Genomic DNA, 25,947 nt, shown 5'->3' with positions numbered 1-25,947 from the left:
TCCCCGTTAGCGTTGGTTGCTTACTCGATGCCATTGCCGATGCGCGAGGCATCGAAGCCATTCTTGCAGACCCAGCCCTCGCAGTTCAGCCAGACCAGGAACGCCTTGCCCCGCAGGTTCTCTTCCGGCAGGAAGTGGGTCTGGGTCCAGAACCGGCTGTCCTCGCTATTATCACGATTGTCGCCCATGACAAAGTAGTGCCCCGGCGGGACTACCCACTCGCCCTGGCCCTCGGGACGGGCGCTGCCCAGCCATTCCAGCACCGTGTGCGGGCGCCCCGGCAGGTCCTCCTTCAGCAGCGAAGCCCCCGTTTCGCCTGCACCGCTGCCCTTGCCCACGTAGTCGCCCAGCTTCTGGTACGCGAGGGGCTGCCCGTTGATCGAGACGGTATCGCCATGGAACCCGATCCTGTCGCCCGGCAGGCCGATGACGCGCTTGATCCAGTTGTTCTTCGGGTCGTGCGGCGGCTTGAAGACCACCACGTCGCCGCGCGCCGGCTCGCCGAGGGCCACGACCTTCTGGTTGGTGATCGGCAGGCGCAGGCCGTAGGAAAACTTGTTGACCAGGATGAAATCGCCGATCAGCAGGTTCGGCATCATCGAGCTGGACGGGATCTTGTAGGGCTCCGCGATGAAGCTGCGCAGCACCAGCACCACGGCCAGCACGGGGAAGAACGCGCGCGAGTAATCGACCAGCACGGGCTCCTCGTCCAGCAGCCCTCCCCTCGCCTGGCGCCGCTTGGCCAGGAAAAGCTTGTCGGCCAGCCACACCACGCCGGTCAGCAGCGTCAATACCACGAGGATCGTTTCGAACCAGACCATACACACTCCGTTGAATGGCCCCTCTCCCGCCGGGAGAGGGGTTGGGGTGAGGCTAAGTCGAAGTCCTCGCGCTCACAGCTTCGCGGACTTCGCCGTACCCTCATCCGGCGCTACGCGCCACCTTCTCCCGCGGGAGAAGGAAGACGCTACTTGCTATCCACCTGCAGCACCGCCAGGAAGGCTTCCTGCGGAATCTCCACGCGGCCCACCTGCTTCATCCGCTTCTTGCCCTCTTTCTGCTTCTCGAGGAGCTTCTTCTTGCGGGTGATGTCGCCACCATAGCACTTGGCCAGCACGTTCTTGCGCATGGCCTTGACCGTGCTGCGCGCGATGATCTGCGAGCCGACGGCGGCCTGGATGGCCACGTCGAACATCTGCCGCGGGATCAGGTCCTTCATCTTCTCGCACAGCTCGCGACCGCGCCGATCGGCGTGGCTGCGGTGCACGATCAGGCTGAGCGCATCGACCTTGTCGCCGTTGATCAGCGTATCCAGACGCACGAACGGGCCGGGCTGGAAGCGCAAGAACGAGTAATCCAGCGAGGCGTAGCCGCGGCTGACCGACTTCAGCTTGTCGAAGAAGTCCAGCACCACTTCGGCCATCGGCAGCTCGTAGCTGATCTGCACCTGGCTGGCGAGGTACTGGATGCCGATCTGCGCCCCGCGCTTTTCTTCGCACAGCTTGATGATCGCGCCGATGTAGGCTTCGGGCGTCAGGATGTTGGCGCGGATGATGGGCTCGCGCACCTCGTCGATCAGGTTGGACTGCGGCAGTTTCGCCGGATTGTCCAGCGACAGCACCGTGCCATCGGTCCTGAGGACTTCATACACCACGGTCGGGGCGGTGCTGATGAGGTCAAGGTCGTACTCGCGCTCCAGCCGCTCCTGCACGATCTCCATGTGCAGCATGCCGAGGAAGCCGCAGCGGAAGCCGAACCCCATTGCCTCGGAGCTTTCCGGTTCGAAGCGCAGCGCGGCATCGTTCAGGCGCAGCTTCTCCAGCGCCTCGCGCAGCGCCGGGTAGTCCTCGGCATTGACCGGGAACAGGCCGGCGAACACGCGCGGCTGCATTTCCTGGAAACCGGGCAGCGGACCCGGCGCGGGATCACCGGCCAGCGTCAGGGTGTCGCCGACCGGCGCACCGTGCACGTCCTTGATCGACGCGGTGATCCAGCCCACCTCGCCCGCGCCGAGCTTCTTCAGCTCCTTGCGCTTGGGCGTGAACACGCCGACCTTGTCCACCTCGTGGGTGCGGCCGGTGGACATCACCAGGATCTTGCTCTTCGGCCCGATCTCGCCCTGCATCACCCGCACCAGCGAGACCACGCCCAGGTAGTTGTCGAACCACGAGTCGATGATCAGCGCCTGCAGCTTGTCGGTGTCGCGCGGCTGAGGCGGCGGGATGCGCTGGACGATGGCTTCCAGCACCAGGTCGACATTGAGGCCGGTCTTGGCGCTGACGGCGACGGCATCGTCCGCGTCGATGCCGATGACCGCCTCGATTTCCCGCTTGGCACGCTCGATGTCGGCGGTCGGCAGGTCGATCTTGTTGAGCACCGGCACCACTTCCAGCCCCTGCTCAACCGCGGTGTAGCAGTTGGCGACCGACTGGGCTTCCACGCCCTGGGCGGCGTCCACCACCAGCAGCGCGCCTTCGCAGGCGGCCAGCGAGCGGCTGACTTCGTACGAGAAGTCGACGTGGCCGGGAGTGTCGATGAAATTGAGCTGGTAGACCTGCCCGTCCTTCGCCTTGTACGGCAGGGACACGGACTGGGCCTTGATGGTAATGCCGCGCTCGCGCTCGATGGGATTGGAGTCGAGCACCTGCGCTTCCATCTCGCGGGCCTCGAGGCCGCCGCAGAGCTGGATGATGCGATCGGCAAGGGTCGACTTGCCGTGGTCGACGTGCGCGATGATGGAGAAGTTGCGGATATTCCGCATGGAATCGGAGGACATGGGGGGCGGCGGCCTGTGCCGTCGTCAGGAATAACGGGCGATTATCGCACGGACGGCGGCCGAGCTCGCCGATCCGAGCTCGGCGTCCCAAAACCTCCTCACCCCGGCAAACACGGGGTGAGGGATCGCCTGATACGACGGCGACTCAGCTCTTGTCGACGTTCACGGCCAGGAAACGGGTCACGCCGCCGCGGCTACGGACCAGCAGCATCACTGTGTCACCTGGCTTGGCCGCCGCCAGTTCCCTGTCGAGCGCGGCAGGACTGTTCACCTTTGCGCGGCCGACCTGCAGGATCACGTCACCGCCACTGAGGCCGGCCTCGCGGGCAGCCGCGCTATTGACCCGGGTCACCAGCACGCCGTCGTTGCCTTCGATACCCAGTTGCTTGCGCGTCGCGGCATCCAGCCCCTGGCTGGTGATCCCCAGCGCGTTGCCGCTGGAAGTGGCGGGTGGCGCATTGGGGGATGAGGAGGGCCCGGAAGCGGTGTCCTGTCCTTCATCCAGTTCGGTCAGGGTGACGGTGACCTCACGCGGCTTGCCGTCCCTGATCAGGGCGACCTTTGCCTTGGTGCCGGGCACCAGCACTCCCACCAATGGTGGCAGATCACTGGACTGGTTGATCGGCGACCCGTTGAACGATGTGATCACATCGCCAATCTCGATGCCTGCCTTGCCAGCCGGACTGCCGGCGAGCACCTGGTTGACCAGTGCTCCCCGGGCATCAGGGACATTCAGGCCCCGGGCCTTGGCCGCATCGAGCGGCTCGACAATGACTCCCAGCTGGCCCCGGCTGACCTTGCCAGTTGCCTTCAGCTGCTCCACCGCGCTCATCGCCAGGTCTATCGGGATGGCGAAGCTGATGCCCATGTAGCCGCCGGACACCGAGAAGATCTGCGAATTGATGCCAACCACTTCACCACGCGTATTGAGCAGCGGACCGCCGGAATTGCCCTGGTTGATCGCCACGTCGGTCTGGATGAACGGCACGTAGCGCTGTTCGGGGGACGCGCTGCGGCCGACGGCACTGACGATGCCTGCGGTGACGGAATGGTCGAGCCCCAGCGGCGAGCCGATCGCCACCACCCATTGACCGGGCTTGAGCGTGGTCGAGTTGCCGATGCGTACGGTCGGCAGGCCCTTGGCATCCACTTTCAGCAGGGCGACGTCGTACTGCTGGTCGCTGCCCACCACCTTGGCGGTCAGCTCGCGGCGATCCGGCAGGGTCACCTTCACCTCGTCCGCGCCATCGACCACGTGGTGGTTCGTCAGCACGTAACCGTCGGCCGAGATGATGAAGCCCGACCCCATGGAAGTGCCCCTACGCTGCGGCCCCTGCGGGCCCGGACCCGGCATCTGGAAGCCGGGCGGCAGCATGCGGCGGAAGATTTCGGGGATATCGGCCTCCTCGTCCGTGCCCGCGGTGCGCCGCGTGCCGATCCTGGCCTCGACATTGACCACCCCCGGGCCCACCTGCTCGACCAGTTGGGTGAAATCAGGCAGCCCGGTCACGAGTTGCGGCGCCGCCGACTGCGCGACCGCGGGGGCCGCTGCCACGGACGCAGGCGCCTCCGCTTGTTGCGCGCAGGCAGCCAGCGGCGCGGTGAGTATCAGCATGGCCAGCAGGCCGTTACGGGCGTGAGGGGTCATCGAACGCATGCCTCGATAAGTGGGAAGTACGGGAGAACGCGCATCCGGCAGATCGCCGCATGCGCGCGTGTCAGTCGCGCGGCACGTCGACCGGGGCGGAGACCGGCGGCGCGGAAGGCAGGCGGGGCTCGAAGGGGTAGAACGTCCGCATGGCCGAATCCGAGGCGTAACCCGTCGTCACGCCACCGGTTGCAGACGGATAGGCGGACAGGGCGGATCGCGGCCAGGGACGCGAGGCGACGGACGCGGTCTCCTGGCTGCGATGGGAGAACGGATTGATTGTCGACGGCAGCGGCGAGGCGGACGCCAGGGCGGCGACAGGGTCGGAAGACACGCTACGCGATGTGGCGCTTGCACGAACCGGGGCGTCGGCACGCGCCACGCGCTGGGCACTTCGCGCGGCCTGCTGGTTGCGGGTCGCGCTGCGACGCGCCGCTTCCTGCCGGCGCGGCACGCTGGCCGCCACCGCGACGGCCGCCGCCGCATAGGCTTCGGCATCCGGCGCAGGCGCAGGCGCGGACGGGGCTTCGGGCATGGCGGCTGGCGATGTGGCCTGGGCCGACGCCATCGACGTGCCGCTGCTGACGGGAACCTCTTGCGGGGACTGCTGGCGCGCCATGAACAGCGCAACCAGCGCGACGGACGCCGCCAGGGCGCCGCCGCCCCAGCGCGCGAGCAGGCTGCGCGGACGCGTCGGTATGGATTGGGGCGAGCTCGCGGCCGCAGGCGCGGTTTCCGCCGCGATCGCCTGCGCCACGCGCCCGGCGAAACCGGCTGGCGCCGGTGCGCGGCCTTGCCCGCGCAGTACATCGCCGCACAGCTGCCAGCGCTCCCAGCAGCCTACCAGTTCGTGGTCGTGCTGCAGGCGGCGCAGCAGGAAGCGCGCCTCGTCGGCGATCAGCTCGCCGTCCATGAGGGCGGAGAGCTGCTGGCGATGGTGGATGTCGAGCTTGTCGATGATCGGTGTCTCGTTGCGGGCGGTCATGAGCGGGCACGCTCCCGGGTTGTGCTGTCCACGTCCAGCAAGGGACGCAGTTGTTCGTCGATCGCCTCGCGCGCGCGAAAGATGCGGGAACGCACGGTGCCGATCGGGCAGTCCATCTTCTGCGCGATCTCCTCGTAGCTGAGGCCTTCGACCTCGCGCAGGGTGATCGCGGTCCGCAGTTCTTCTGGCAGGCCGTCCACCGCCTTCATCACCGTCGCCTCCATCTCCTGGCGCATCAGTTCGCGCTCTGGGGTGTCGGTGTCGCGCAGCCTTGATCCGATGTCGTACTGCTCGGCGTCGGCGGCATCCACGTCCGCGGTGGGCGGGCGTCGATTGTGCGCGACCAGGTGGTTCTTGGCGGTATTCACGGCGATGCGGTGCAGCCACGTATAGAACTGGGAATCGCCCCGGAAATTGCCCAGCGCGCGATAAGCACGCAGGAACGTCTCCTGGGCCACGTCCTGGCACTCGCTCCAGTCATGGATGTAACGCCCGATCAGCGCCACCACGCGATGCTGGTACTTGCGCACCAGCAGGTCGAAGGCCGCGCTGTCGCCGCGTTGCACGCGCCTGACCAGCTCGAGGTCCAGCTCCTGGGTTGGATCAACTTCGGCCATGCCGGGCCGCACTCCTGTCGGCTCGGCGGTGGCCGGGCCCTGTGACCGCGCTAGCGGGGGAAAGTTCAACGCTTTGTCCAAACCGTTGCCCTATCAAGAATTTAACCGGCGCAACGGGAACATCCCCGGTGCCGTGGTCACGCCCGTGACGGCGTTCCCTTTCCATATGTGGATTTGACGGGGACGAAACAACCTCGGGATGATAGCGGCCTTCTCCATACGTGAACGGATGGTCTCCTGCATGGCCGCGAACTTCGATGGGCTGCGATTCAGTCACTGGCAGACCGAGCTGCGCGCCGACGGCATCGTCGTGCTCGCGTTCGACCGCCAGGGCGCCAGCGTCAATGCGTTCTCGCAGGATGTCCTGATCGAACTGGCCGACATCATCGAACGCCTGGCCATCGATCCGCCCAAGGGCGTGGTGTTGCGTTCGGCGAAGGCGTCGGGCTTCATCGCCGGCGCGGATCTGAAGGAATTCCAGGAGTTCGACCGCAAGGGCACCGTCAACGATGCGATCCGCCGCGGCCAGGCCGTCTTCCAGAAACTGGCCGACCTGCCCTGCCCAACGGTGGCAGCGATCCACGGCTTCTGCATGGGCGGCGGCACCGAGATTTCGCTGGCGTGCGACTACCGTGTGGCCAGCAGCGATCCGTCCACCCGCATCGGCCTGCCCGAAGTGAAGCTGGGCATCTTCCCCGGCTGGGGTGGCAGCGCGCGCCTTCCGCGCCTGGTGGGTGCGCCGAAGGCGATGGACATGATGCTCACCGGCCGCACCCTGTCGGCGAGCTCGGCCAAGGCGATGGGCCTGGTCGACAAGATCGCCGAACCGGCCGTGCTGGTCGACGCCGCCGTCGCATTGATCGCGTCGCGCCCGCAACGCCCCTTCAAGCAGCGCTTCACCGGCTGGATCAGCAACAGCTGGCTCGCGCGCCAACTGCTGGCGCCGCAGATGCTCAAGCAGGTCGCTCGCAAGGCGCCGAAGGCGCACTACCCTGCGCCCTACGCACTGATCAACGTCTGGAAGACCGCCGGCGGCAAGGGCATCCAGGCGCGCCTGGATGCCGAGCGCAAGGCGGTGGTGAAGCTGGCCGGCACGCCGACCGCGCGCAACCTGATCCGCATCTTCTTCCTCACCGAACGGCTCAAGGGCCTCGGTGGAAGGGACCACGGCATCGCGAATGTGCATGTCGTCGGCGCCGGCGTGATGGGCGGCGACATCGCGGCGTGGTCCGCCTACAAGGGCTTCAACGTCACCCTGCAGGACCGTGAGCAGCGCTTCATCGATGGCGCGCTCTCGCGTGCGCAGGAATTGTTCGCCAAGAAGGTGAAGGACGAGAGCAAGCGCCCCGCCGTGGCCGCGCGCCTGAAGGGCGACCTGGCCGGCGATGGCGTGCCGCAGGCGGACCTGGTGATCGAGGCGATCATCGAGAACCCCGAGGCCAAGCGCGATCTCTACCAGACCGTCGAGCCGCGCCTGAAAGCCGATGCGCTGCTGACCACGAACACCTCGTCGATTCCGCTTACCGAACTGCGCGAGCACATCCAGCGTCCGGCGCAGTTCGCCGGCCTGCATTACTTCAACCCGGTGGCGTTGATGCCGCTGGTGGAGATCGTGCAGCACGACGCGCTGGACGAAGCGAACGTCAAACGCCTTGCCGCGTTCTGCAAGGCGCTGGACAAGTTCCCGATGCCGGTCGCAGGCACGCCGGGCTTCCTGGTCAACCGCGTGCTGTTCCCGTACATGCTGGAAGCCGCGACCGCGTATGCCGAAGGCATTCCCGGCCCGGTGATCGACAAGGCCGCGGTGAAGTTCGGCATGCCCATGGGACCGATCGAACTGATCGACACCGTGGGCCTGGACGTGGCGCAGGGTGTGGGTGCGGAACTGTCGCCCTTCCTCGGCCTGCAACTGCCCGCGGCACTGGCCACGGTGGAACCCGGGAAGCGCGGCAAGAAGGACGGCCAGGGCCTGTACAAGTGGGAGAACGGCAAGGCCGTCAAGCCGCAGGTGCCGCAGGAGTACAAGGCGCCGGACGATCTGGAAGACCGCCTGATCCTCCCACTGCTCAACGAAGCGGTCGCCTGCCTGCACGACGGCGTGGTCGCCGATGCCGACCTGCTCGATGCCGGCGTGATCTTCGGCACCGGCTTCGCTCCGTTCCGCGGCGGCCCCATCGAGCACGTGAAAGCGGTCGGCCCCGACGCATTGCGGGAAAAGCTCAAGGCACTGCAGGCGCGCCACGGCGACCGCTTCGCGCCGCGCCCGGGCTGGGACAATCCGGCACTCCGTCAGCCAACGGTCTGATCCGCGCATGGAAAAGGCCGCTCCCGAGCGGCCTTTCTCTTCCCGCGCCCAGCGTGGGGCGAAGATGTCAGCCCTCAGGCAACGCTTGCGTCATCACCCAGTCTTCCTTCGGGTCGTCGCCGATGTAGAAGATGGACCGGCCGACGCTCTGGAAGCCGTGCTTGCGCCAGAAGCGGATTGCCTGCGGCGCCTCCTGCCAGACGGTAAGCCATGCCGAACGCGAGCCTCGCAGCTTGGCCGCCGCCAGCAGGTGCGAGACCAGCACGGCGGCGATGCCCTTGCCGTGGAAGGCCTCGTCAAGGTAGATGCGCGCCAGTTCCACGGTGGGCCGCAGCACCACCTCGGTCGGCGGCACCGTGCCCCAGCGCAGCTGCGCATAGCCGGCCCACACGCCGTCCTGCTCGACGATCAGGGTCAGCGTGTCGGGGTCGCGGATCTCTTCGGCCTGGCGCTCGGGCGAATACATCGCGGCCACGTGCGCCGCCACATTCTCCGGCGTGCTGCAGTGGCCGTGGGTGGCAAGGAACGTGCGCCGCATCATCGTGGACAGGGCGGCGGCTTCGGAAGGGCGTGCGGGGCGAACGGTGATACCGGCTTTCATGCCGTAAGTCTTGCCTGTTTCCATCCCCAAGACAACGCAGGCACGCACACGGAGAGGTCAGCGCACCTTCACCAGCCGATGCCAGGGGCTCACCAGAGCATGACTAGCGTCGCGCGAACACCTCGGGCGGCGCGCGTACCGGGCTGCGTTCGGCCGCGACATCCTCGATGACGCCGAGCTGCGCCGAGAAATCCGCCAGCCGCGACCAGACATAGGGCTGCAGGTCATCCGGCGCGCGGTCGTAGACCTGCCGCCACAGCGCATCCATGAACGCGCGCGGATCCTCGCGCAGCGCCCCGCGCTCGATGCGCTGACCCGCCGCGGCCAGGATGGCCCGAATGTCCGCCAAGGTCTCCATGCCTCGAGACTAAGCCGCCTGGATGCCCATCGTGTGACACGAGACGTCGATTTCCGACGATCGGCGCGGTTCTGTGAAGCCGGTTACGGATCGCGCCCGGCGATGCATCCGAATCGCGACCGCTGTACGCAGGAATGACGCGCTGCGCCACGCCGGGGCACCGCGGTCACGGCGTGGGGATGTCTTCGCGGAACAGCCACAGCATCGCGCGTCGGTAGGTTTCGCCGATCGTCGCCGCATGTGTGCCGTCCTGGATCGTCAGCAGGGTCACCCGCCATGGTGCACCCATCGACGCTGTGGACCAGTGCGTGGTCCAGTCGCGCGCGATGCGCTGGCGCTCGGCCGTATCGCGCGTGCCGCTGGCGACTGCCACGCGCAGATCGGCGCGCGTGTGCGGGCGCGCTGCGACAAACAGCGCTTCACGCGCCGGCCCGGGTGAGGGATTGCTGGCGATTCGTCCCCAGAACAGGTCCGGATCCTGTAATGCGGACCACAGCACGAAGGAACCGGCGCGCGACTGTCCCACCAGCACGCGCCGCGCCGGGTCGGCGGCATAGCGACGCTCGACTTCGGGCACCAGGTGCGCGCGCAGGAACGCGAGATAGCCCGGCGCTCCGCCCTGCTCTGCGGTGGGATCGCTGCCCGGCGCCGTGAAATCGACGTGGCGCTTGTTGATAGCCGGGTCGAAGCCACCGTAGGCGATGCCGACGATGATCGCTTCGGGCAATCGCTCGTCGTAATGCAGGAACAGATGCGTCGGCGCCAGCAGCGGAAACAGGCTGTCGCCGTCCAGCACGTACACCACCGGGTAGCGCGTGACCGATCGGGCGTCATAGCTCTCGGGATAGCGGACGTAGACGTGGTGCACGCGACCGGAACCCGGATCGGTCAGCGGGAAGTAGTCGCCCTTCAGGGCGGGGAGGTGTTCCAGCGGGGTCGCCGGAGGATGAGACGCGGCCGCGGGCGGCGCTGCGCGGGCCGTCGACACCGCCATCGTCAGCAGCCCTGCGAACAAGAGGATCGTGCAGCGGATCATGCGGAATTTCCATCACGGCCGCGCCCTGCGGCGGTGCCCATTATGGCGACCAGCGACCGCTCCAAGCGACAACGAGGGGGCAGACTATGCGCAGCCATCACGCCCGGCCACCCTCGCCTCGTGATCACCTCCCGTAGCCTGTTGCCCATGACCCAGAGCCCAGAACTGCTGCGCCGGCTGTTGCGCGCCAAGGACCGGATGGATGCCTTCCCCGACCAGGCGTGGCCGGTCGAGCGGCTGGCGGAGGTCAGCGCCGTTTCACCCGCGCACTTCGCGCGTTCGTTCAAGCAGGCCTTCGGCCTGCCGCCGCACCGCTACCTGCTGACGCGGCGCATCGAACGCGCGGCATCCCTGCTGTGCGATACCGACGCACCGGTCATCGATATCGCCCTGAAAACCGGCTGGACCAGCATCGGCACCTTCGGCCGCATCTTCCGCGACATCACCGGTGAAAGCCCGCGCGAGTGTCGCCAGCGCGCACGCGCATCCGCGACCCTGGCCGGCGCCATCCCCGAGTGCGTGCTGCGTGCGGCCGAACGTCCTGACCTGAAGACCGCAGTTTTGGAGAAGCGCAGGCAGGCCGTCGCAGCTACGGTGGCGCCACCAACGAAGGAGGTCCCATGATCCAGGGCATCGATGTGATCGGCGTGTACGTCCGCGACCAGGACGAGGCGCTCGCGTTTTACGTGGACAAGCTCGGCTTCCGCGTGCAGGCGGACGTACGCAACGGCGACTATCGCTGGCTGACGGTGCAGCATCCCGAACAGCCCTCGGTGCAACTCGGTCTGTTCATGCCAGGCCCGCCCCTGCACGACGCCGCCACCACCGCCGCGCTGGACAGCCTGGTCGCCAAGGGCGCGATGCCGCCGCTGGTGCTGACAGTGAAGGACTGCAAGGCCACCTACGAAGCCCTGAGCGCGAACGGCGTTGAGTTCATCCAAGCGCCCATCAGCCGCTACGGCCAGGTGGATGCGGGCTTCCGCGATCCTTCCGGCAACGGCTGGAAGATGATTGAACGCCAGCACAAGGAGATGCCGTGAGCATCGCGCGTCTTTCCCGCCAGAGCCATCGCGGGCTATCCATCGTGTTCACCCTCACTGTCGTGCTCAACTTCGCCTGGCGGGCGGCGGTGACCGGCGAACCACCGGCGTGGGTGACGTACTCGCCCCTGCCGCCGTTGTTCCTGCAGTTGATCACCGGGCTTTGGCTGTTCGCCCTGCCTTGGCTGGGCAGCAAGCGCGCAAGCGCCGCGGGCCCGTGACGATGGTGCTCACGCGTCAAGCGCAAAGCCGCTGGTGAAACAGCGCTCGATCCCGAGGAGCGGATCCATGAACGCAAGCCGCTCGGCCAGCAGTTGCAAGGGCGCCGCATGGTCGCCGACAGCGCGATGGCGCACTGAGGGATACAACGTATCGCCAGCGATCGGCGCGCCGAGTGCCGCCATGTGCACGCGCAGCTGATGCTTGCGGCCGGTGACCGGCGTCAGCGCGTAGCGCCAGCGATTGCCGCCGCGCGCGATGACATCGATGCGTGTTTCGCTGTTCGCCACCCCTTGGACTTCCTGCACGCGGAAGAACGGTTCGCCGGCGACGATCCGGCTGGTGCGGATGCAGGGGAACACGAGGTGCGGTAGCGCCGGCGCGATCGCCTGATAGCGCTTCTCGATCCTTCGCTCGCGGAACAGAGCCTGGTAACGCGCGCGGCTTTCCGGCCGGGTGGAGAACATCACCACCCCCGCGGTCTCGCGATCGATCCGGTGCAGTGGCACCAGTGCGGGATTGCCGGTGCGGCGGACCAGGCGCGCCAGCAGCGTTTCGCGGGCGTGCCGGCCCGCGGGCACGACGGGGAGGAAGTGCGGCTTGTCCGCAACGAGCAGGTCGTCATCCAGGTGCAGGATGACTTCGTCGAACGGAATGACGGGCTCCTCGGCGACTTCGCGGTAGTAGTGGATGTCCAGCCCCACACGATAGGAGCGGGATGGGGTCACCGGGTTCCCGTCGCCATCCACCACGCGCCCGCGCGCCATCCGCTCGATCCATTGCACGCGTGGAATGGCGGGAAAACGTTCGCACAGGCAATCCAGTACCGTCGGCCATGCGCCGGGCGGCAACTGCAGCGTGCCGGGCGACAGTCCGTCGATGTCGGGGGGGCGAACACGCCGCCCGGAGCGCGGCGCAGGGCCAGGCATGGCGCCGCTTTACTTCTTCAGCCCGGCAGCCACTTCCCGCACGCTGAGTCCGAGTTCGAGCTGGAGACGCACGTACTCGCGCTCCTTCCGCGACAGCGCGCGACCGACCTCGATGCGCACGTCTTCGGCTTCCAGGATGCGCAGGATCCTCGGCATGGCCGAACCGATGGCGTCCTGGCCATAGCCGGCTTCACGCAATGCGGCGGTCAGGAGGGTCTCGAGGTCCATGGTGCGTCCGGGTCCGGCAGGGGGTCGCATTGTGCATCAGCCGGGTCGCACCCACCCCACCCGGTCCACGCCGCAGCACGTCGGCCGCAGGCAGCGATCCGCCGGCGAGCGATGCATTGACGGCAATGAACTACTGTGTATACTCACTATACACAGATGCCGACTTGAGACTTCTACGCTTGGCTCGCGAAACCGATAGGAGTGCTTCCCTCGCCACCGCTGCATCGCCACGCAGCGTGCCGCTCGCGCACGGGGGTTGAATGGATACGGACCTGCTGCTGTCTCCCCATTCGATCACGCCGATGTACGAGCAGATCATCGCGCAGGTGGTCGCCAAGGTGATGGCCGGCGAATGGAAGGCCGGCGCGCCGCTCCCGTCCATCCGCGAGCTGGCAGCGGGCAGCAGGGTCAGCGTGATCACGGTCAAGCGGGCCTACCTGGAACTGGAACGGGCCGGCGTCATCGTGACGCGGCAGGGCAAAGGCTCGTTCGTGGCAGAGAGTCTCGACGCCACGCAGATGCTCGCCGCCCAGGAATTCCAGTCGCAACTCGCCGGCCTGCTCGAGGCGGCCAGGAAACTCGGCCTCGACCGCCGGCAGGTCCTCGATCGCGTCGAACATGCCCTGTCCGACGAACCCGACAAACCCCTCATCGATCCCGACGGAAGGAAGCCACGATGACACTCGCCATCGCACTCGAAGGCGTGCACAAGCGGTATGACGACTTCGCGCTGCGCGATATCGACCTCGCGCTTCCCACGGGCCAGGTCATGGGCCTGGTCGGCGTCAACGGCGCCGGCAAGTCGACGCTGTTGCGGTTGTTGATGGGCCTCGTGCGGGCCGATGGCGGCAAGGTCGACGTGCTCGGCCAGCCCATGCCACACGCCCAGGTCTCGGTGAAGCAGGAAGTCGGCTACGCCTCCGACGACATGCGCCTTTACCGCGGGCAAAGCCTGCGCTGGCACATGGACTTCGTCCGCAGCGTCTATCCCGCGTGGGACGAAGCCTATGCGCAGGATCTGCTGAAGCGCTTCGACCTGCGGCCGCACCAGGCGCTCGCCGGGTTCTCGCACGGACAGCGCGTCAAGGCATTGCTGCTGCTGCTCTTCGCCCGCCATCCACGCCTGCTGTTGCTGGACGAACCGACCACGGGACTGGACCCGGTCGCGCGCGGCGAGGTGCTGGACGCACTGGCCGATGTGTTGCGCGACGAGGAACGCTCGATCCTGTTTTCGTCGCACAACACCGCGGACATCGAACAGATCGCCGATTCGATCACCTTCCTGCATGGCGGCCGCGTGGTTGCGTCGCGCGACAAGGAGTCCTTCCTCGACGGCTGGCGGCGGATCCTCTGCCGTGGCGCTTCGACCGACGCGCTCAGGCGGCTGCCCGGCATCGCCTCGATCCGCGACAGCGCGCCCCTGCTGGAAGTGAAGACCGGCGCCTTCGACGCCACCACGCTGCCCGCACTGCAGGCCATCGGTCTCCACATCGAATCAGTCGAGCCGATGGCGCTGGAAGACATTTTCGTCACCACCGTCCGCGGAGGAAACAACGCATGAACTGGCTCGCATCCGATGGCGCGATGGTCCGCAAGCTGATCGTCAAGGACTGGCAGGTCTACCAGAAGCAACTCGCCGGTTTCGTCGCCGGCCTGTTGCTGGCGCTGGGGCTGGTGGGCATGGGCACGCCGCTGCTGGCCTCGGCGGGCGCGCTGCTGTTGCTGGTGCTGCTGCTCGTGGTGGGTTCCTACGCCATCCAGTCTTCAGTGATGCTCGAACGCAAGCAGCAGACCCAACCCTTCGTCATGAGCCTGCCCGTGACGCCCATGGACGTGTTCTGGGGCAAGTTGCTGGCCAATCTGGTCATCTACCTGGTGCCGTTCCTGCTGGTCGGCGGCTTCCTGCTGGCGCTGGTACTGACCACGCCCCGCCCGGACGGCATGGTGCCGTGGCTGGTCGTCGTGGCGTTGTTCATGCTGGCCAATTTCTGCCTCTCGCTGTGCATGGTGATTGCGGTGGATTCCGAAGGCTGGAACGTCTTCGCGATGCTGGCACTGATGACGCTGATCGGCCCCTTTCTCTACTGGGTCACCTCGATGCCCGGAATTCGCGAGCACCTGCGCGGCGATGCCATCGTCTGGAGTCCGCCGGTGCTGGGACTGATCGGCGCCGAACTGGCGGCGATCGGCATCGCCATCCTCATCGCCGGCTGGGTGCACGCGCGCAAGACCTCGTTCCTCTGAGCGGCGCCATCATGCCGCCCGGGGATCGCCTCCACGCCATGGACAACCTGCGCGCGCTGGCGATGCTGGCCGGCGTGGTCTTCCATGCAGCGCTGGCCTACAGCCCGCTCATGCATCCGGTATGGCCGGCCGCGGATCGGGGGAATTCGTCGGTCGTCGACGCAGTCGCGTGGTTCGTGCACCTGTTCCGCATGCCGCTGTTCTTCGCCATCGCAGGCTACTTTTCGGCACGGCTGGTGACACGCCGCTCGATGGCGGCGTTGTTCCGCCATCGATGCAGGCGCATCCTGCTGCCGTTGCTCGTGCTGGCGCCTCCCCTCCTCGCCGGCATGACCCGGCTGACGCAACACGCCGCGGAAACGGCGTCGAATCCATCGCCGGCACTGGCATGGATCCGTGCCTTCATCGATCAGCACGGCGCCATGCCCGCGATGCCGGGGTGGGCGCACCTGTGGTTCCTGTTCTATCTGATGCTGTTCACGCTGCTGGTCTGGGTCGCCTCGGCCTTGGGCCTTGGACGCATCGGCACCCGGCTTTTCGGGATGCCTGCACCCGCCTGGGTCGTGGCGGGCCCTGTGCTGACGGCACCGGCACTGATGATGGTCGGCGCACCATGGCCGGCGCCGGAGTTTTTCGTGCCCGCGCTGTGGGCGCTGGTGTTCTTCGGGCCGTATTTCGCGTTCGGCTACCAACTGTGCCGCCATGACGGGCTGCTTGATCGCCTTCGTCCCCTTTCGTCGTTCCTGTTGGCCGGCGCGCTCGCCGCCTACGCCTGGCTTTTTCGATGGACCGACGGCTTCGAGACCGAACACGCCTCTGCCTGGGCACACGGCGTGCGCGCGCTGCTGGAAGCATGCGCGGGAAGCTGGATGACGCTCTGGTGCCTGATGGCGTCCAAGCGATGGCTGGATTCGCGCAGCACCGCCCTGCGCTGGCTCGCCGACAGCGCGTACTGGGTCTACCTGATCCATCTGCCCGTGCTTCTGGCCGTCCAGTACCAGCTGCTGGACGTGCCGTGGCACTGGACGCTCGAGTTCGCGGCGTCGCTGGCCGCCACGTTCCTGCTGTCGTTCGCGAGCTACCAACTGCTCGTGCGGCACACGGTGATCGGCAGGTGGCTCAATGGCGGAATCACGCTGTCCGCGGTCTCGACGACGACATCCGGGCCGCACGCCCGCTGAGCATGCCGTGCGACGCGAACGCGGATCAGGCGAGACCCTGCGCGGGTTCGCTCGCGCCACCGCATCCTGAACGCATCATGCGCTGCCTCGCCGGACTTCACGGGGACGTGACTTCGCCGCCCCTAAGTTCGCCGGCAAGACACATGCGCCCCGCAACGAGGACCACCATGACCATAATCAGATTGCGGGCGACGGGCCCGCGCACCGGCTTCGATGCCCTGCTGGCCGCCTTGCATGGCGTGGACGGCGTCGAGCGGGTGGAGGAACTCGCCGACCTAATGCCGCACATGGACGACGATGATTCCAGTTCGGCCGGCCTTTCGGACGACATGCCCGGCGACGACGTGCATGCCGTCGAAGTGGAAGCCACGTCGTCGCATGCCGACCGCGTACGCGCCACTGCGGACGACATCGGCGAGCAGTATGGGCTGGTACTTGAGTACGTGGACGAGTTCTGACCCCGCTTGGCCGGACTGCGCTATACCTCCGATGCCATGCCCGGCCTGCGCCGGCGACGCCGCGGGCGCGGGTTTGCGTACGTGGATCCGCGTGGGCGTCCCGTGCGCGACGACGCCACACTCGCGCGCATCCGCCAACTGGCCATTCCACCTGCCTATACCGACGTGTGGATCTGCCCGGATGCGCGAGGCCACCTGCAGGCGACCGGTCGTGACGCGCGCGGACGAAAGCAGTACCGCTACCACACGGCATGGCAGGCCGAACGCGGCGCCCGCAAGTACGACCGACTGATCGCATTCGCCGACGCCCTGCCTCGCCTGCGCCGTCAGGTCCGTGCCGACCTCGCCCTGCCTGGGCTGCCGCGGCGGAAAGTGGTCGCGCTGGTGGTCGCCCTGCTCGGCCACACGCTGCTCCGCGTCGGCAACGCGAGCTATGCGCGCGAAAACGGTTCGTATGGACTTACCACGCTGCGCAATGCGCATGCGCAGTTCATCGCGGCAGGCCATGTGCGGTTCGCGTTCCGTGGCAAAGGCGGTAAGCCGCTTGAATCACGCGTATCCGATGCGCGGCTGGTAAGGCTGGTACGGCAGTGCCGGCAACTGCCGGGACAGGCGCTCTTCCAGTACCGCGAAGAAGGCCGCGTCCATCGCATCACCTCCGGGGATGTGAACGACTATCTGCAGGCGCAGTTGCAGGGCCACTACACCGCCAAGGACTTCCGTACCCTGGGCGCGACGCTGTTCGCGTTCCGCGCGTTGGCGATGCAGGACCCGCCCATGCCCGGCGACGATGTGCAGCGCGCACAGATCAGGATGGCCGTGCTGCGTGGCGCCGCCGACCTGCTGGGGAACACGCCGCGCATCTGCGAGAAGAACTACGTGGATCCGCGCGTATTCGCGGGCTGGGAGGACGGCGCACTCCAGCGCGCCGCCCGCCATGCGAGCGGGCCCCGGCAATGGGAACGGGCCGCGATCCGCTACCTGCGTCGCGCGCGGGCGTGACGCAGGAGAGAGTGCACAGGAAGGGCGAGCATGCAGCCCGCCTGCGCATCACATCGTATGGGTGGGCTTCTCGCCGTTCAGGCTGCCGGCCAGCATCGTTTCGATGCGGTTCTTGATGGCTTCGCCTTCGCTGTTCTCGGCGAATTGCACGCCGATGCCGGAAGCGCGGTTGCCCTGCGCGCCGACGGGCGTCACCCAGACCACCTTGCCCGCCACCGGCAGGCGATCACTGGATTCGGGCAGGGTCAGCAGCAGGAACACCTCGTCACCGAGGAAGTAGCGCTTGGGCGTGGGCACGAAGATCCCGCCGCCCTTCACGAACGGCATGTAGGCGTTGTACAGCGCGGCCTTGTCCTTCACTGCCAGTGACAGGATGCCCTGCCGTCCACCTGCTGCATTCATCGACGTCTCCGTGTTTCGGTCAGCGGCGCGCCCCGACAGCGCGTCCGCGATCGCCACCGGCCCAGGCCAGCAGCAGTTCCACCATGGCGAGATCGCCGCGCACCGTGGTCCGCAGGAGATCACGGGTGCGGTTGGCGGCGTCGAACCAGGTGGCCAGCTTGTTCAATCGGGCAGGATCGGTCAAGCCGACGGTGCCCGCCTGTTCCAGCGCGAGATCCGCCGCGTGGCGCAGTCGCGCATCGGCCAGCTCGTCGTGGGCCCAGCGCTGGGCGGTCTCCACCACGCCGATCTCGCCCCTCTCCAGCCGCTGCAAATCACGTGCCACCGCTTCGCGCAGCGCCAGGCCATCGTGGCGCAGCCAGTCGTCGGCAAGACCGGGGTGGCCGCGTGCCGCGTCCAGGGCGCGAACGGCGTCTGCAGGCGCATGGCCCTGTGCCTGCAGCCAGGCCAATGCCTCGTCGCGGGGCGGCAGGCGGAACTCGATGCGCTGGCAGCGGCTGCGGATGGTCGCCGGCAGGCGTGCGGGCTGTGCGCTGACCAGCCAGAGGTAGCGGTTCGGGGCGGGCTCTTCCAGCGTCTTCAGCAGCGCGTTGCAAGCCGACCGGTTGATGGCATCGGCCGGATCGATGAGCGCTACCTGCGCACCGCCGTACTGGGGCGTGAGCGCCAGCTTCTGCGACACCTCGCGGATCTGGTCGATGACGATCTCGGTGCGCAGCTTGCTGCCATCCTTGGTGGCGACGAACGAGACGATGTGCAGGTCGGGGTGCGTGCCTGCGTCGATCAGGCGGGTGCTGCGGTCGCCCGGCGCGGGCTCGCCGTCCGCTTCCCGCTGCTGGGCCAGGACGCGTCGCGCCAGGCGGTCCAGCACGGCACGCTTGCCCAGACCCGCCGGGCCGCACACCAGCAACCCATGGCCCAGGCGACCGGACGCCAACGCCGCGACGGCGTGGTCGTAGGCGCGCTGCTGCCAGGGCGAGAACGCGGCGCTCATGCCAGATCGCTGTCGGTCAGCGTGCGCAGGTAGGCACCGATGGCCGCCTCGACGGCAGCGCCGACGCCGGCGGGCGGCTGTGCGGCATCGATCACGCGGAAACGGTGCGGTTCGGCCACTGCGCGCGCCCGGAAGCCGGCGCGCACCCGTTCGAAGAAATCATCCTGCTCGCTTTCGATACGGTCCGGCCACAGGTCGCGGCCCGCCGTCCGCGCGCGACCTTCGCGCACGTCGAGGTCGAGCAGTAGGGTCAGGCCCGGCTTCAGGCCGACGGCACGACGTTCCAGCGCAGCGATCCACTCCGGATCCAGGCCTCGTCCAGCGCCCTGGTAGGCGTAGCTCGAATCGGTGAAGCGGTCGCTGATGACGAACGCGCCGCGCCGCAGCGCCGGACGCACGATCTGGCGCACGTGTTGCGCGCGCGAGGCGAACATCAGCAGCAGTTCGGTCTCAGCCGCAAGCGGCTCGTCCTGCGCTCCCAGCAGCAGCTCGCGGATCCGCTCGGCCAGTGGCGTTCCACCCGGTTCGCGCGTCAGCACCACGTCATGGCCGGCGGCCTGCAGTCGGTCGCGGATCGCGGCGATGGCGCTGGTCTTGCCTGCACCCTCGCCGCCTTCCAGCGTGATCAGCCGCGGCTGCGACAGCAGGGCCTCGCTCATGGCGCTTCCGCCTTGCGGAGGGTTTCGCGGCGCGTCACCAGGTAGCGCGCCACCGCCGCGTTGTGCTCGGCGAGCGTGGTCGAAAAGATGTGCCGTCCGCTGCCATCGCCGACCGCGACGAAGTACAGCGCGGTGCCCTCGGCAGGATTCACCGCCGCCTTCAATGCGTCGACACCCGGCATGGCGATGGGCGTCGGCGTCAGGCCGCGACGCATGTAGGTGTTGTACGGCGTATCCGTGGTCAGGTCGCGGCGGCGGATGTTGCCGTCGTAGCTGCTGCCGATGCCGTAGATGACGGTGGGATCGGTCTGCAGCGGCATGCCGATCTTCAAACGGCGCGCGAACACGCCGGCGATGGCCGGACGCTCTTCGGCGATGCCGGTTTCCTTCTCGATGATCGACGCCAGGATCAGCGCCTCGTCCGCCGACTGCAGCGGGATGTCCGGCGCACGGGCGTCCCATGCCGCGGCCAGCGCCTTCTCCATCGCGGCATAGGCGCGCTTGAGCACTTCGAGGTCGGATTCGCTGCGGGTGTAGACATAGGTCTCGGGCAGGAAGCGGCCTTCCGGATGCTGTCCGGCATGGCCGAGCGCCGCCATCAGTTCGGCATCGCTCATCTGCGCCGTCTTCTGCTGCAGCGGCGTGGCGTTGCGCAGCGCGGCGCGGAGCTGGCGGATGTTCCAGCCTTCGACGATGGTGACACGGTATTGCAGCGTGCGGCCTTCGCGCATGCGCTGCAGCAGTTCGCGCGGAGTCAGGGACGGATCCAGCGCGTACTCGCCCACCTTGAGCTGGCTGGCCGTATCGGTCCGGCGGGCCAGCAACCGCCACTGCAGGTCGGTGCCGTGGGAAACCCCTTTTTCGCGCAACTTGCGCAAGACGGTCGGGAAGGCATCGCCACGCGCCACCTCGACGGTGGTGTCGGCCGCCACGCCGCCGATCGGCGCGTCCGCGAAACCGCGATGGCCCTGCCACAGCCAGAACGCCGCCCCCGCCGCCAGGAGCAGCAGCAGGGCGAAGGCAATGACGATGAAGCGGCAACCGCGCTTGAGTGCTGACGCCACGCAATCCTCGGGGTATGAAGCAGGCCGTGCAGGATACCCGGTCGCCGTCTCAGGCTGTAGGCGCGCGGTCAGCCTTCCAGCGCCCGCAGCACCCCGCGGGCCTTGGCGCGGGTTTCGTCCAGCTCCCTGTCCGGGACCGAATCGGCCACGATGCCGGCGCCGGTGCGGAACCGGGCCACGCTGCCGCTGCCATCGGCGCCGACTTCGGCGCTGCGGATCAGGATGTTCAGGTCCAGGTCGCCATCGCGGTTGAGCCAGCCGAACGCGCCGGTGTAGGCGCCGCGCGGCACCTGTTCCAGCTCGGCGATGATCTGCATGCAGCGCACCTTCGGGCAGCCGGTGATGGTACCGCCGGGGAACGTGGCGCGGATGACGTCGCCGGGCGTGGCGTCGTCGCGCAGGTGGCCGCGCACGTTGCTGACGATGTGGTGCACGTGCGCGTAGCTTTCCACCGTCATCAGTTCGTCCACCTGCACGCTGCCGGGCGTGCAGACGCGGCCCAGGTCGTTGCGCTCGAGGTCGATAAGCATCACATGCTCGGCGCGTTCCTTCGGGTGGCCGACGAGTTCGCGGATGCGTGCCGCATCGTCGTCGCCGTCGAAGCGCGGGCGCGTGCCCGCGATGGGCCGGGTTTCGACCACGTCGCCACGCACCGACACGAGGCGTTCCGGCGAGGAGCTGACGACCGTCCAGTGCGGCGTGGCGAACAGGCCGGCGAACGGCGCGGGATTGGCGGTGCGCAGCCGGGCGTAAAGCGTTGCCGGATCCAGCGGCGCATCGAAACGCGCCTGCCACGCCCGCGAGAGGTTGACCTGAAAGATGTCGCCGGCGCGCAGGTACTCGAGGATGCGCTGCACGCCGTCGGTGAAGGCCGAGGGCGCGTCTTCGTCGATGCGGGACGGCGGCTGCCACGCGGGTAGCGCGGGCAAGCCGGTGGCCGCGACGATGTCCTCCAGCGTGCGGGCGATCAACGTGCCCTGCCCCGCTTCGGCCACCACCACGCAGTCGCCGGTACTGCGGTCGCGTAGGACGGCGGCTGGACAGCGCAATGCGAGCGCGACAGGCTGCGTCGCAGGTGCCTGCGGCAGGTGTAGGACGGGTTCGACCTGCTGCGCCAGTTCGTATGCCAGCAGCAACGCCCAGCCGCCACGGAACGGCCAGCGCGGCTCTTCGCGCGGCGTGCGCTGCGCCTGCCAATGGCGGTCGAGCACGGTGAGGAAATCGCCGGCTTCCACCTCGCCCTGCAGGGTGCGGGTGATGCCATCGGCCGCCAGTTGCAACCCGTTGCCGTCCGCGACCAGCAGGAAATCCCATCGCCCCTGCGCGGTGCCCGAGGCCACGGATTCCAGCAGCACCGGATAGCGCTGCGGATCGAGGCGATGCAGGGCCAGCAGGTCGATGGTGGCGGGAAGTGCGCGGGTTTCGATCATCGTGGTCCTGGCCCCTCTCCCATCGGGAGAGGGGTTGGGGTGAGGGTACGGAGAAAAGGCGACGGTTCAACGGTCGATGGTTCCGCCGTACCCTCATCCGGCGCTACGCGCCACCTTCTCCCGAAGGGAGAAGCGAGAGTCGTCAGATCCGCTTGAACACCAGCGTGCCGTTGGTGCCGCCGAAACCGAAACCGTTCGACACCGCGACATCGATCTTCTTATCGCGGGCGGTGTTGGGCACGTAGTCGAGATCGCAGCCTTCGCCCGGCTCGTCCAGGTTGATGGTCGGCGGGATGATGCCGTGATGGATGGCCAGCACGGAGAAGATGGCTTCCGCGCCGCCCGCCGCACCCAGCAGGTGGCCGGTCATCGACTTCGTGGAGCTGACCATGATCTTGTACGCGTGGTCGCCCAGCGCGCGCTTCATCGCCAGCGTCTCGGCCAGGTCGCCCAGCGGCGTGGAGGTGCCGTGCGCGTTGAGGTATTCGACCTGGTCCGCATTCAGTCCGGCGTCCTTCAACGCCGACAGCATGCAGCGCGACGGACCTTCGCCGTTCTCGCTGGGCGCGGTCATGTGGAACGCATCCTGCGAGGCACCGAAGCCGGCCAGCTCGCAGTAGATGCGCGCACCGCGTGCCCTGGCGTGTTCGTACTCCTCCAGCACCAGGATGCCGGCACCGTCGCCCAGCACGAAGCCATCGCGATCCTTGTCCCACGGACGCGACGCCCGGGTCGGATCGTCGTTGCGGGTGGACATGGCCTTCATCGCGCAGAAGCCGCCCACCGAGGTCGGGGACGAGCCGCGCTCGGCACCGCCGGCGACCATCACGTCGGCATCGCCGTACTGGATGGTGCGCATGGCGATGCCGATGGAATGGTTGGAGGTGGCGCAGGCGGAGACCGCCGAATAGCCCGGGCCCTTCAACCCCTTCATGATGCTGAGGTGGCCCGGCAGCATGTTGATGATGGTGCTGGGGATGTAGAACGGGGAAATCTTGCGCGGGCCGCCTTCGTGCAGCTTCACCGCGGTTTCCTCGATGCCGAGGATGCCGCCGATGCCGGCGCCGATGATCGCGCCGATGCGCTCGGCATTGGCTTCGGTCACTTCCAGCCCGGCGTCGTCCATCGCCATCAGCGATGCGGCCAGGCCGTAGTGGATGAACGAGTCCATCTTCTTCACATCCTTCGGCGGAACGAAGGACGTGGGATCGAAACCGCGGATCTCGCCCGCGATCTTCGTACTGTAACCCTCGGTATCGAAGGTGGTGATCGGGCCCAGGCCCGAACGCCCGTTGACGATGCCGTCCCAGCTGGTGGCCATGTCATTGCCCAGGGGGGACACCAGGCCCATGCCGGTGACGACGACGCGACGACGCTGGCTCATATCGGATTCCTCATGACTCTTGGCGGCCGCGCCCTACGCGGGCGCATGGGGGGCCGGATACGCGCGGGGCCGCATGCGCGGCCCCGACACGGTTTGCTGCGATCGCCCGACTTACGCCTTGACGTGCGCCTTGACGTAGTCGATGGCCTGCTGCACCGAAGTGATCTTCTCGGCTTCCTCGTCCGGAATCTCGCATTCGAACTCTTCTTCCAGCGCCATCACCAGTTCAACGGTGTCCAGCGAGTCGGCGCCCAGGTCATCGACGAACGATGCGCTGGTGGTGACTTCTTCTTCCTTCACGCCGAGTTGTTCGACGACGATTTTCTTGACGCGTTCTTCGATGCTGCTCATGGATTCGCTCCAGACGGAGATGGGTGACTTGTTGGATTCTGCCGACGCGGGGCGAAGGCAAACCGGGGATAGTGTAGTGGAAACCGGGGACGCCGGGCAGGTATCGCCAAACGCACCCGAATCAACCACTTACAGCTAATTCTTACGGCATGTACATGCCGCCGTTGACGTGCAGGGTCTCGCCCGTGATGTAGCCGGCGGCCGGCCCTGCGAGGAACGCGACCGCGTTGGCGATGTCGGCCGGCTCGCCAAGGCGGCCCAGCGCGATCTGGCCGGCGAGCGCGGTCTTGGTCTCTTCGGGCAGATCCTTGGTCATGTCGGTGGCGATGAAGCCGGGAGCGACCACGTTGACGGTGACGCCGCGGCTGCCGATCTCCTTCGCCAGCGACTTCGAGAACGCGATGATGCCGGCCTTGGCCGCGGCGTAGTTCGCCTGCCCCGCATTGCCGGTCACGCCGATCACCGAGGCGATGTTGATGATGCGGCCCTTGCGCGCCTTCATCATGCCGCGCATCACCGCCTTCGACGTGCGATAGACGCTGGTAAGGTTGGTGTCGAGGATGGCCTGCCAGTCCTCGTCCTTCATCCGCATCAGCAGGTTGTCGCGCGTGATGCCGGCGTTGTTGACGAGGATGGAGATGCCGCCGAATTCCTTGGCGATGGCGTCGATCAGCGCATCCACCGCGCCGGCATCGGTCACGTTGAGCTCGCGGCCATGGCCGCCTGCGTTTGCCAAGCGCTCACCGATGGCCTGCGCGCCCGCTGTACTGGTGGCGGTACCGATGACGGTCGCGCCCTGCGCAGCCAGCGCGTCTGCGATGGCCGCGCCGATGCCGCGGCTGGCGCCGGTGACCAGCGCGATTTCACCCTGCAGGGGTTTGCTCATGATGGAGGTCCTCGGGACGGGTCCGCGCGATCGCGGCGGACAGGATAAGGGAACGCGTGTCGCTGCGTATCAGGATTGCCAGTCGGCCAACGCACCCTGGAAATCGCCGACGCCACCGATGGCGCGCGCGTCGAGGCCCTTGTCGACGCGCTTGACCAGGCCGGCCAGCACTTTGCCCGGGCCGCATTCGGCGATGCGCGTGACACCCTCGGATGCCAGCGCCTGAACGCAGTCGGTCCAGCGCACCGGTAGGTAGAGCTGGCGCACCAGTGCGTCGCGGATCGCATCAACCCCGTCGTGCACCGTCGCGTCCACGTTCTGCACCACCGGCAGCGACGGCGCATGCCACGACAGGCCCGCCATCACCTCGGCCAGGCGATTCGCGGCTTCGCGCATCAGCGGCGTATGCGAGGGCACGCTGACGGCCAGCTTCACGACCTTGCGGATGCCGCGCTCGGTGAGCAGCGCGATCGCACGCTCCACCGCATCGCTGTCGCCGCCGATCACGATCTGGCCGGGCGAGTTGTAGTTCGCGGGCACGACCACTTTGCTGTCCGATGCCAACGCGCAGACCTCCGCCACCAGGGCATCTTCCGCGCCCAGCACCGCCGCCATCGCGCCGACGCCCGCCGGCGCGGCGTCCTGCATCAGCTGGCCACGAAGGCGGACCAAATGGGCGCCATCCTTCAACGACAGTGCGCCTGCGGCGACCAGCGCCGTGTATTCGCCCAGGCTGTGGCCCGCCAAGTGCGCGGGCTGCGCGCCACCCTGTTGCTGCCACGCACGCCACACCGCGATGCCGGCGGCGAGCAGCGCGGGCTGCGTGTATTCGGTGCGATTGAGCATTTCCTCGGGACCGCCCTGGGACAACGCCCAGAGGTCCACGCCCGCACCTTCCGACGCTTCGGCGAACGTCTCGCGCACGATCGGATGCAGCTCGGACAACTCCGCCAGCATGCCGACCGACTGCGAGCCTTGGCCCGGGAATACGAAAGCGAGTTGGGGGGAAGTCACTCGGACATCCTGCATGAAAATCAGGCCGCGATGATACGGGCGAACGCTTCGGATTGTCTGTACCGGGGCGTATGCGCATGCGACGACGTGACGCATGCATGAACATCGCATGCAGCAGGAAACGCGATGCCGGAAA

At 67.5% G+C, this 25,947-nt stretch carries 29 protein-coding genes; 10 read left to right on the top strand and 19 right to left on the bottom strand.

Features of this window, described 5'->3' with window-relative positions:
- Window positions 1-20 precede the first annotated feature (20 nt).
- From lepB to rpoE, 5 genes are all read right to left on the bottom strand, one after another.
- A complete protein-coding gene (gene lepB / locus ACSQ19_RS14315; RefSeq protein ID WP_435997862.1) occupies window positions 21-821 on the bottom strand; it encodes a signal peptidase I in 801 nt (266 codons plus the stop codon).
- A gap of 146 nt (window positions 822-967) precedes the next feature.
- Window positions 968-2,776 (bottom strand): translation elongation factor 4, encoded by a 1,809-nt coding sequence (gene lepA / locus ACSQ19_RS14310; protein ID WP_296280149.1) that lies wholly within the window; start codon window positions 2,774-2,776, stop codon window positions 968-970.
- Window positions 2,777-2,921: 145 nt separating this feature from the next.
- Window positions 2,922-4,424: a DegQ family serine endoprotease gene (locus ACSQ19_RS14305; protein WP_436000986.1), complete on the bottom strand. Its 1,503-nt coding sequence runs from the start codon at window positions 4,422-4,424 to the stop codon at window positions 2,922-2,924.
- Between the two features lie 70 nt (window positions 4,425-4,494).
- On the bottom strand, window positions 4,495-5,409 hold the full coding sequence (locus ACSQ19_RS14300; RefSeq protein ID WP_435997859.1) for a sigma-E factor negative regulatory protein: 915 nt from the start codon (window positions 5,407-5,409) through the stop codon (window positions 4,495-4,497).
- Window positions 5,406-6,026 carry an RNA polymerase sigma factor RpoE gene (gene rpoE, locus ACSQ19_RS14295; protein WP_299341831.1) on the bottom strand — a complete coding sequence of 207 codons (621 nt, stop codon included), beginning with the start codon at window positions 6,024-6,026 and terminating at the stop codon, window positions 5,406-5,408. The genes ACSQ19_RS14300 and rpoE overlap by 4 nt, the downstream gene beginning before the upstream one ends.
- A 241-nt stretch (window positions 6,027-6,267) precedes the next feature.
- Between rpoE and ACSQ19_RS14290 the strand changes: the two genes are divergently transcribed.
- A complete protein-coding gene (locus ACSQ19_RS14290; protein ID WP_435997857.1) occupies window positions 6,268-8,331 on the top strand; it encodes a 3-hydroxyacyl-CoA dehydrogenase NAD-binding domain-containing protein in 2,064 nt (687 codons plus the stop codon).
- Between the two features lie 67 nt (window positions 8,332-8,398).
- Here ACSQ19_RS14290 and ACSQ19_RS14285 read toward each other — a convergent pair whose 3' ends face one another.
- From ACSQ19_RS14285 to ACSQ19_RS14275, 3 genes are all read right to left on the bottom strand, one after another.
- Entirely contained in the window at window positions 8,399-8,932 is a 534-nt protein-coding gene (locus ACSQ19_RS14285; protein ID WP_296280144.1) for a GNAT family N-acetyltransferase, read from the bottom strand.
- Between the two features lie 103 nt (window positions 8,933-9,035).
- Window positions 9,036-9,290, bottom strand: coding sequence for a hypothetical protein (locus ACSQ19_RS14280; protein ID WP_299341824.1), 255 nt, complete (start codon window positions 9,288-9,290; stop codon window positions 9,036-9,038).
- Window positions 9,291-9,456: 166 nt separating this feature from the next.
- Window positions 9,457-10,326, bottom strand: a complete 870-nt coding sequence (locus tag ACSQ19_RS14275) for an alpha/beta hydrolase (protein WP_435997854.1) — start codon at window positions 10,324-10,326, stop codon at window positions 9,457-9,459.
- A 147-nt stretch (window positions 10,327-10,473) separates the two neighbouring features.
- On the opposite strand from ACSQ19_RS14275, the gene ACSQ19_RS14270 reads away from it, so the two are divergent.
- The 3 genes from ACSQ19_RS14270 to ACSQ19_RS14260 are packed head-to-tail and all read left to right on the top strand — an operon-like array spanning window position 10,474 to window position 11,587.
- Entirely contained in the window at window positions 10,474-10,950 is a 477-nt protein-coding gene (locus tag ACSQ19_RS14270; RefSeq protein ID WP_435997852.1) for a helix-turn-helix domain-containing protein, read from the top strand.
- Window positions 10,947-11,366, top strand: coding sequence for a VOC family protein (locus ACSQ19_RS14265; protein WP_435997850.1), 420 nt, complete (start codon window positions 10,947-10,949; stop codon window positions 11,364-11,366). The genes ACSQ19_RS14270 and ACSQ19_RS14265 overlap by 4 nt, the downstream gene beginning before the upstream one ends.
- Entirely contained in the window at window positions 11,363-11,587 is a 225-nt protein-coding gene (locus ACSQ19_RS14260) for a hypothetical protein (protein WP_435997848.1), read from the top strand. Before ACSQ19_RS14265 ends, ACSQ19_RS14260 begins: the two co-directional genes overlap by 4 nt.
- Window positions 11,588-11,596: 9 nt before the next feature.
- Here ACSQ19_RS14260 and ACSQ19_RS14255 read toward each other — a convergent pair whose 3' ends face one another.
- Complete coding sequence (locus ACSQ19_RS14255) at window positions 11,597-12,514, bottom strand: pseudouridine synthase (RefSeq protein WP_435997846.1); 918 nt, start codon at window positions 12,512-12,514, stop codon at window positions 11,597-11,599.
- A gap of 9 nt (window positions 12,515-12,523) precedes the next feature.
- Window positions 12,524-12,742 (bottom strand): polyprenyl synthetase, encoded by a 219-nt coding sequence (locus ACSQ19_RS14250; protein WP_296280139.1) that lies wholly within the window; start codon window positions 12,740-12,742, stop codon window positions 12,524-12,526.
- Between the two features lie 260 nt (window positions 12,743-13,002).
- Between ACSQ19_RS14250 and ACSQ19_RS14245 the strand changes: the two genes are divergently transcribed.
- The 6 genes from ACSQ19_RS14245 (at window position 13,003) to ACSQ19_RS14220 (ending at window position 17,627) form a co-directional block, all read left to right on the top strand.
- Entirely contained in the window at window positions 13,003-13,422 is a 420-nt protein-coding gene (locus tag ACSQ19_RS14245; RefSeq protein ID WP_435997844.1) for a GntR family transcriptional regulator, read from the top strand.
- Complete coding sequence (locus ACSQ19_RS14240) at window positions 13,419-14,303, top strand: ABC transporter ATP-binding protein (RefSeq protein WP_299341802.1); 885 nt, start codon at window positions 13,419-13,421, stop codon at window positions 14,301-14,303. The genes ACSQ19_RS14245 and ACSQ19_RS14240 overlap by 4 nt, the downstream gene beginning before the upstream one ends.
- Entirely contained in the window at window positions 14,300-14,986 is a 687-nt protein-coding gene (locus ACSQ19_RS14235) for an ABC-2 transporter permease (RefSeq protein ID WP_435997842.1), read from the top strand. Before ACSQ19_RS14240 ends, ACSQ19_RS14235 begins: the two co-directional genes overlap by 4 nt.
- 38 nt (window positions 14,987-15,024) lie before the next feature.
- Window positions 15,025-16,167, top strand: coding sequence for an acyltransferase family protein (locus ACSQ19_RS14230; RefSeq protein WP_435997840.1), 1,143 nt, complete (start codon window positions 15,025-15,027; stop codon window positions 16,165-16,167).
- A gap of 167 nt (window positions 16,168-16,334) precedes the next feature.
- Window positions 16,335-16,625: a hypothetical protein gene (locus tag ACSQ19_RS14225; RefSeq protein ID WP_435997838.1), complete on the top strand. Its 291-nt coding sequence runs from the start codon at window positions 16,335-16,337 to the stop codon at window positions 16,623-16,625.
- 6 nt (window positions 16,626-16,631) lie between these two features.
- Window positions 16,632-17,627 (top strand): DNA topoisomerase IB, encoded by a 996-nt coding sequence (locus tag ACSQ19_RS14220; RefSeq protein ID WP_435997836.1) that lies wholly within the window; start codon window positions 16,632-16,634, stop codon window positions 17,625-17,627.
- Between the two features lie 48 nt (window positions 17,628-17,675).
- Here ACSQ19_RS14220 and ACSQ19_RS14215 read toward each other — a convergent pair whose 3' ends face one another.
- The 9 genes from ACSQ19_RS14215 to fabD form a co-directional block, all read right to left on the bottom strand.
- Complete coding sequence (locus ACSQ19_RS14215; RefSeq protein ID WP_296280132.1) at window positions 17,676-18,029, bottom strand: PilZ domain-containing protein; 354 nt, start codon at window positions 18,027-18,029, stop codon at window positions 17,676-17,678.
- Between the two features lie 19 nt (window positions 18,030-18,048).
- Complete coding sequence (locus ACSQ19_RS14210; protein ID WP_435997833.1) at window positions 18,049-19,023, bottom strand: DNA polymerase III subunit delta'; 975 nt, start codon at window positions 19,021-19,023, stop codon at window positions 18,049-18,051.
- Entirely contained in the window at window positions 19,020-19,682 is a 663-nt protein-coding gene (tmk, locus tag ACSQ19_RS14205) for a dTMP kinase (RefSeq protein WP_296280130.1), read from the bottom strand. The genes ACSQ19_RS14210 and tmk overlap by 4 nt, the downstream gene beginning before the upstream one ends.
- Entirely contained in the window at window positions 19,679-20,746 is a 1,068-nt protein-coding gene (gene mltG / locus ACSQ19_RS14200) for an endolytic transglycosylase MltG (RefSeq protein ID WP_435997831.1), read from the bottom strand. Before mltG ends, tmk begins: the two co-directional genes overlap by 4 nt.
- A gap of 68 nt (window positions 20,747-20,814) precedes the next feature.
- Window positions 20,815-22,176 carry an aminodeoxychorismate synthase component I gene (locus ACSQ19_RS14195; protein WP_435997829.1) on the bottom strand — a complete coding sequence of 454 codons (1,362 nt, stop codon included), beginning with the start codon at window positions 22,174-22,176 and terminating at the stop codon, window positions 20,815-20,817.
- A gap of 142 nt (window positions 22,177-22,318) precedes the next feature.
- Window positions 22,319-23,560 (bottom strand): beta-ketoacyl-ACP synthase II, encoded by a 1,242-nt coding sequence (gene fabF / locus ACSQ19_RS14190; RefSeq protein WP_296280128.1) that lies wholly within the window; start codon window positions 23,558-23,560, stop codon window positions 22,319-22,321.
- A 111-nt stretch (window positions 23,561-23,671) separates the two neighbouring features.
- Window positions 23,672-23,911, bottom strand: coding sequence for an acyl carrier protein (gene acpP, locus ACSQ19_RS14185; RefSeq protein WP_014161144.1), 240 nt, complete (start codon window positions 23,909-23,911; stop codon window positions 23,672-23,674).
- 142 nt (window positions 23,912-24,053) lie between these two features.
- Complete coding sequence (gene fabG / locus ACSQ19_RS14180; RefSeq protein WP_296280125.1) at window positions 24,054-24,797, bottom strand: 3-oxoacyl-ACP reductase FabG; 744 nt, start codon at window positions 24,795-24,797, stop codon at window positions 24,054-24,056.
- Window positions 24,798-24,866: 69 nt separating this feature from the next.
- The gene (gene fabD / locus ACSQ19_RS14175; protein ID WP_435997825.1) at window positions 24,867-25,811 is read right to left on the bottom strand and encodes an ACP S-malonyltransferase; all 945 of its coding nucleotides are present in this window, start codon (window positions 25,809-25,811) and stop codon (window positions 24,867-24,869) included.
- Window positions 25,812-25,947 lie beyond the last annotated feature (136 nt).

Origin of the sequence: Pseudoxanthomonas sp. LjRoot127, from assembly GCF_964253495.1 — a bacterium.
Lineage (GTDB): Bacteria > Pseudomonadota > Gammaproteobacteria > Xanthomonadales > Xanthomonadaceae > Pseudoxanthomonas_A.
Note: the sequence above shows the minus strand (reverse complement) of the source record. Positions and strands in the feature narration are given on the sequence as shown.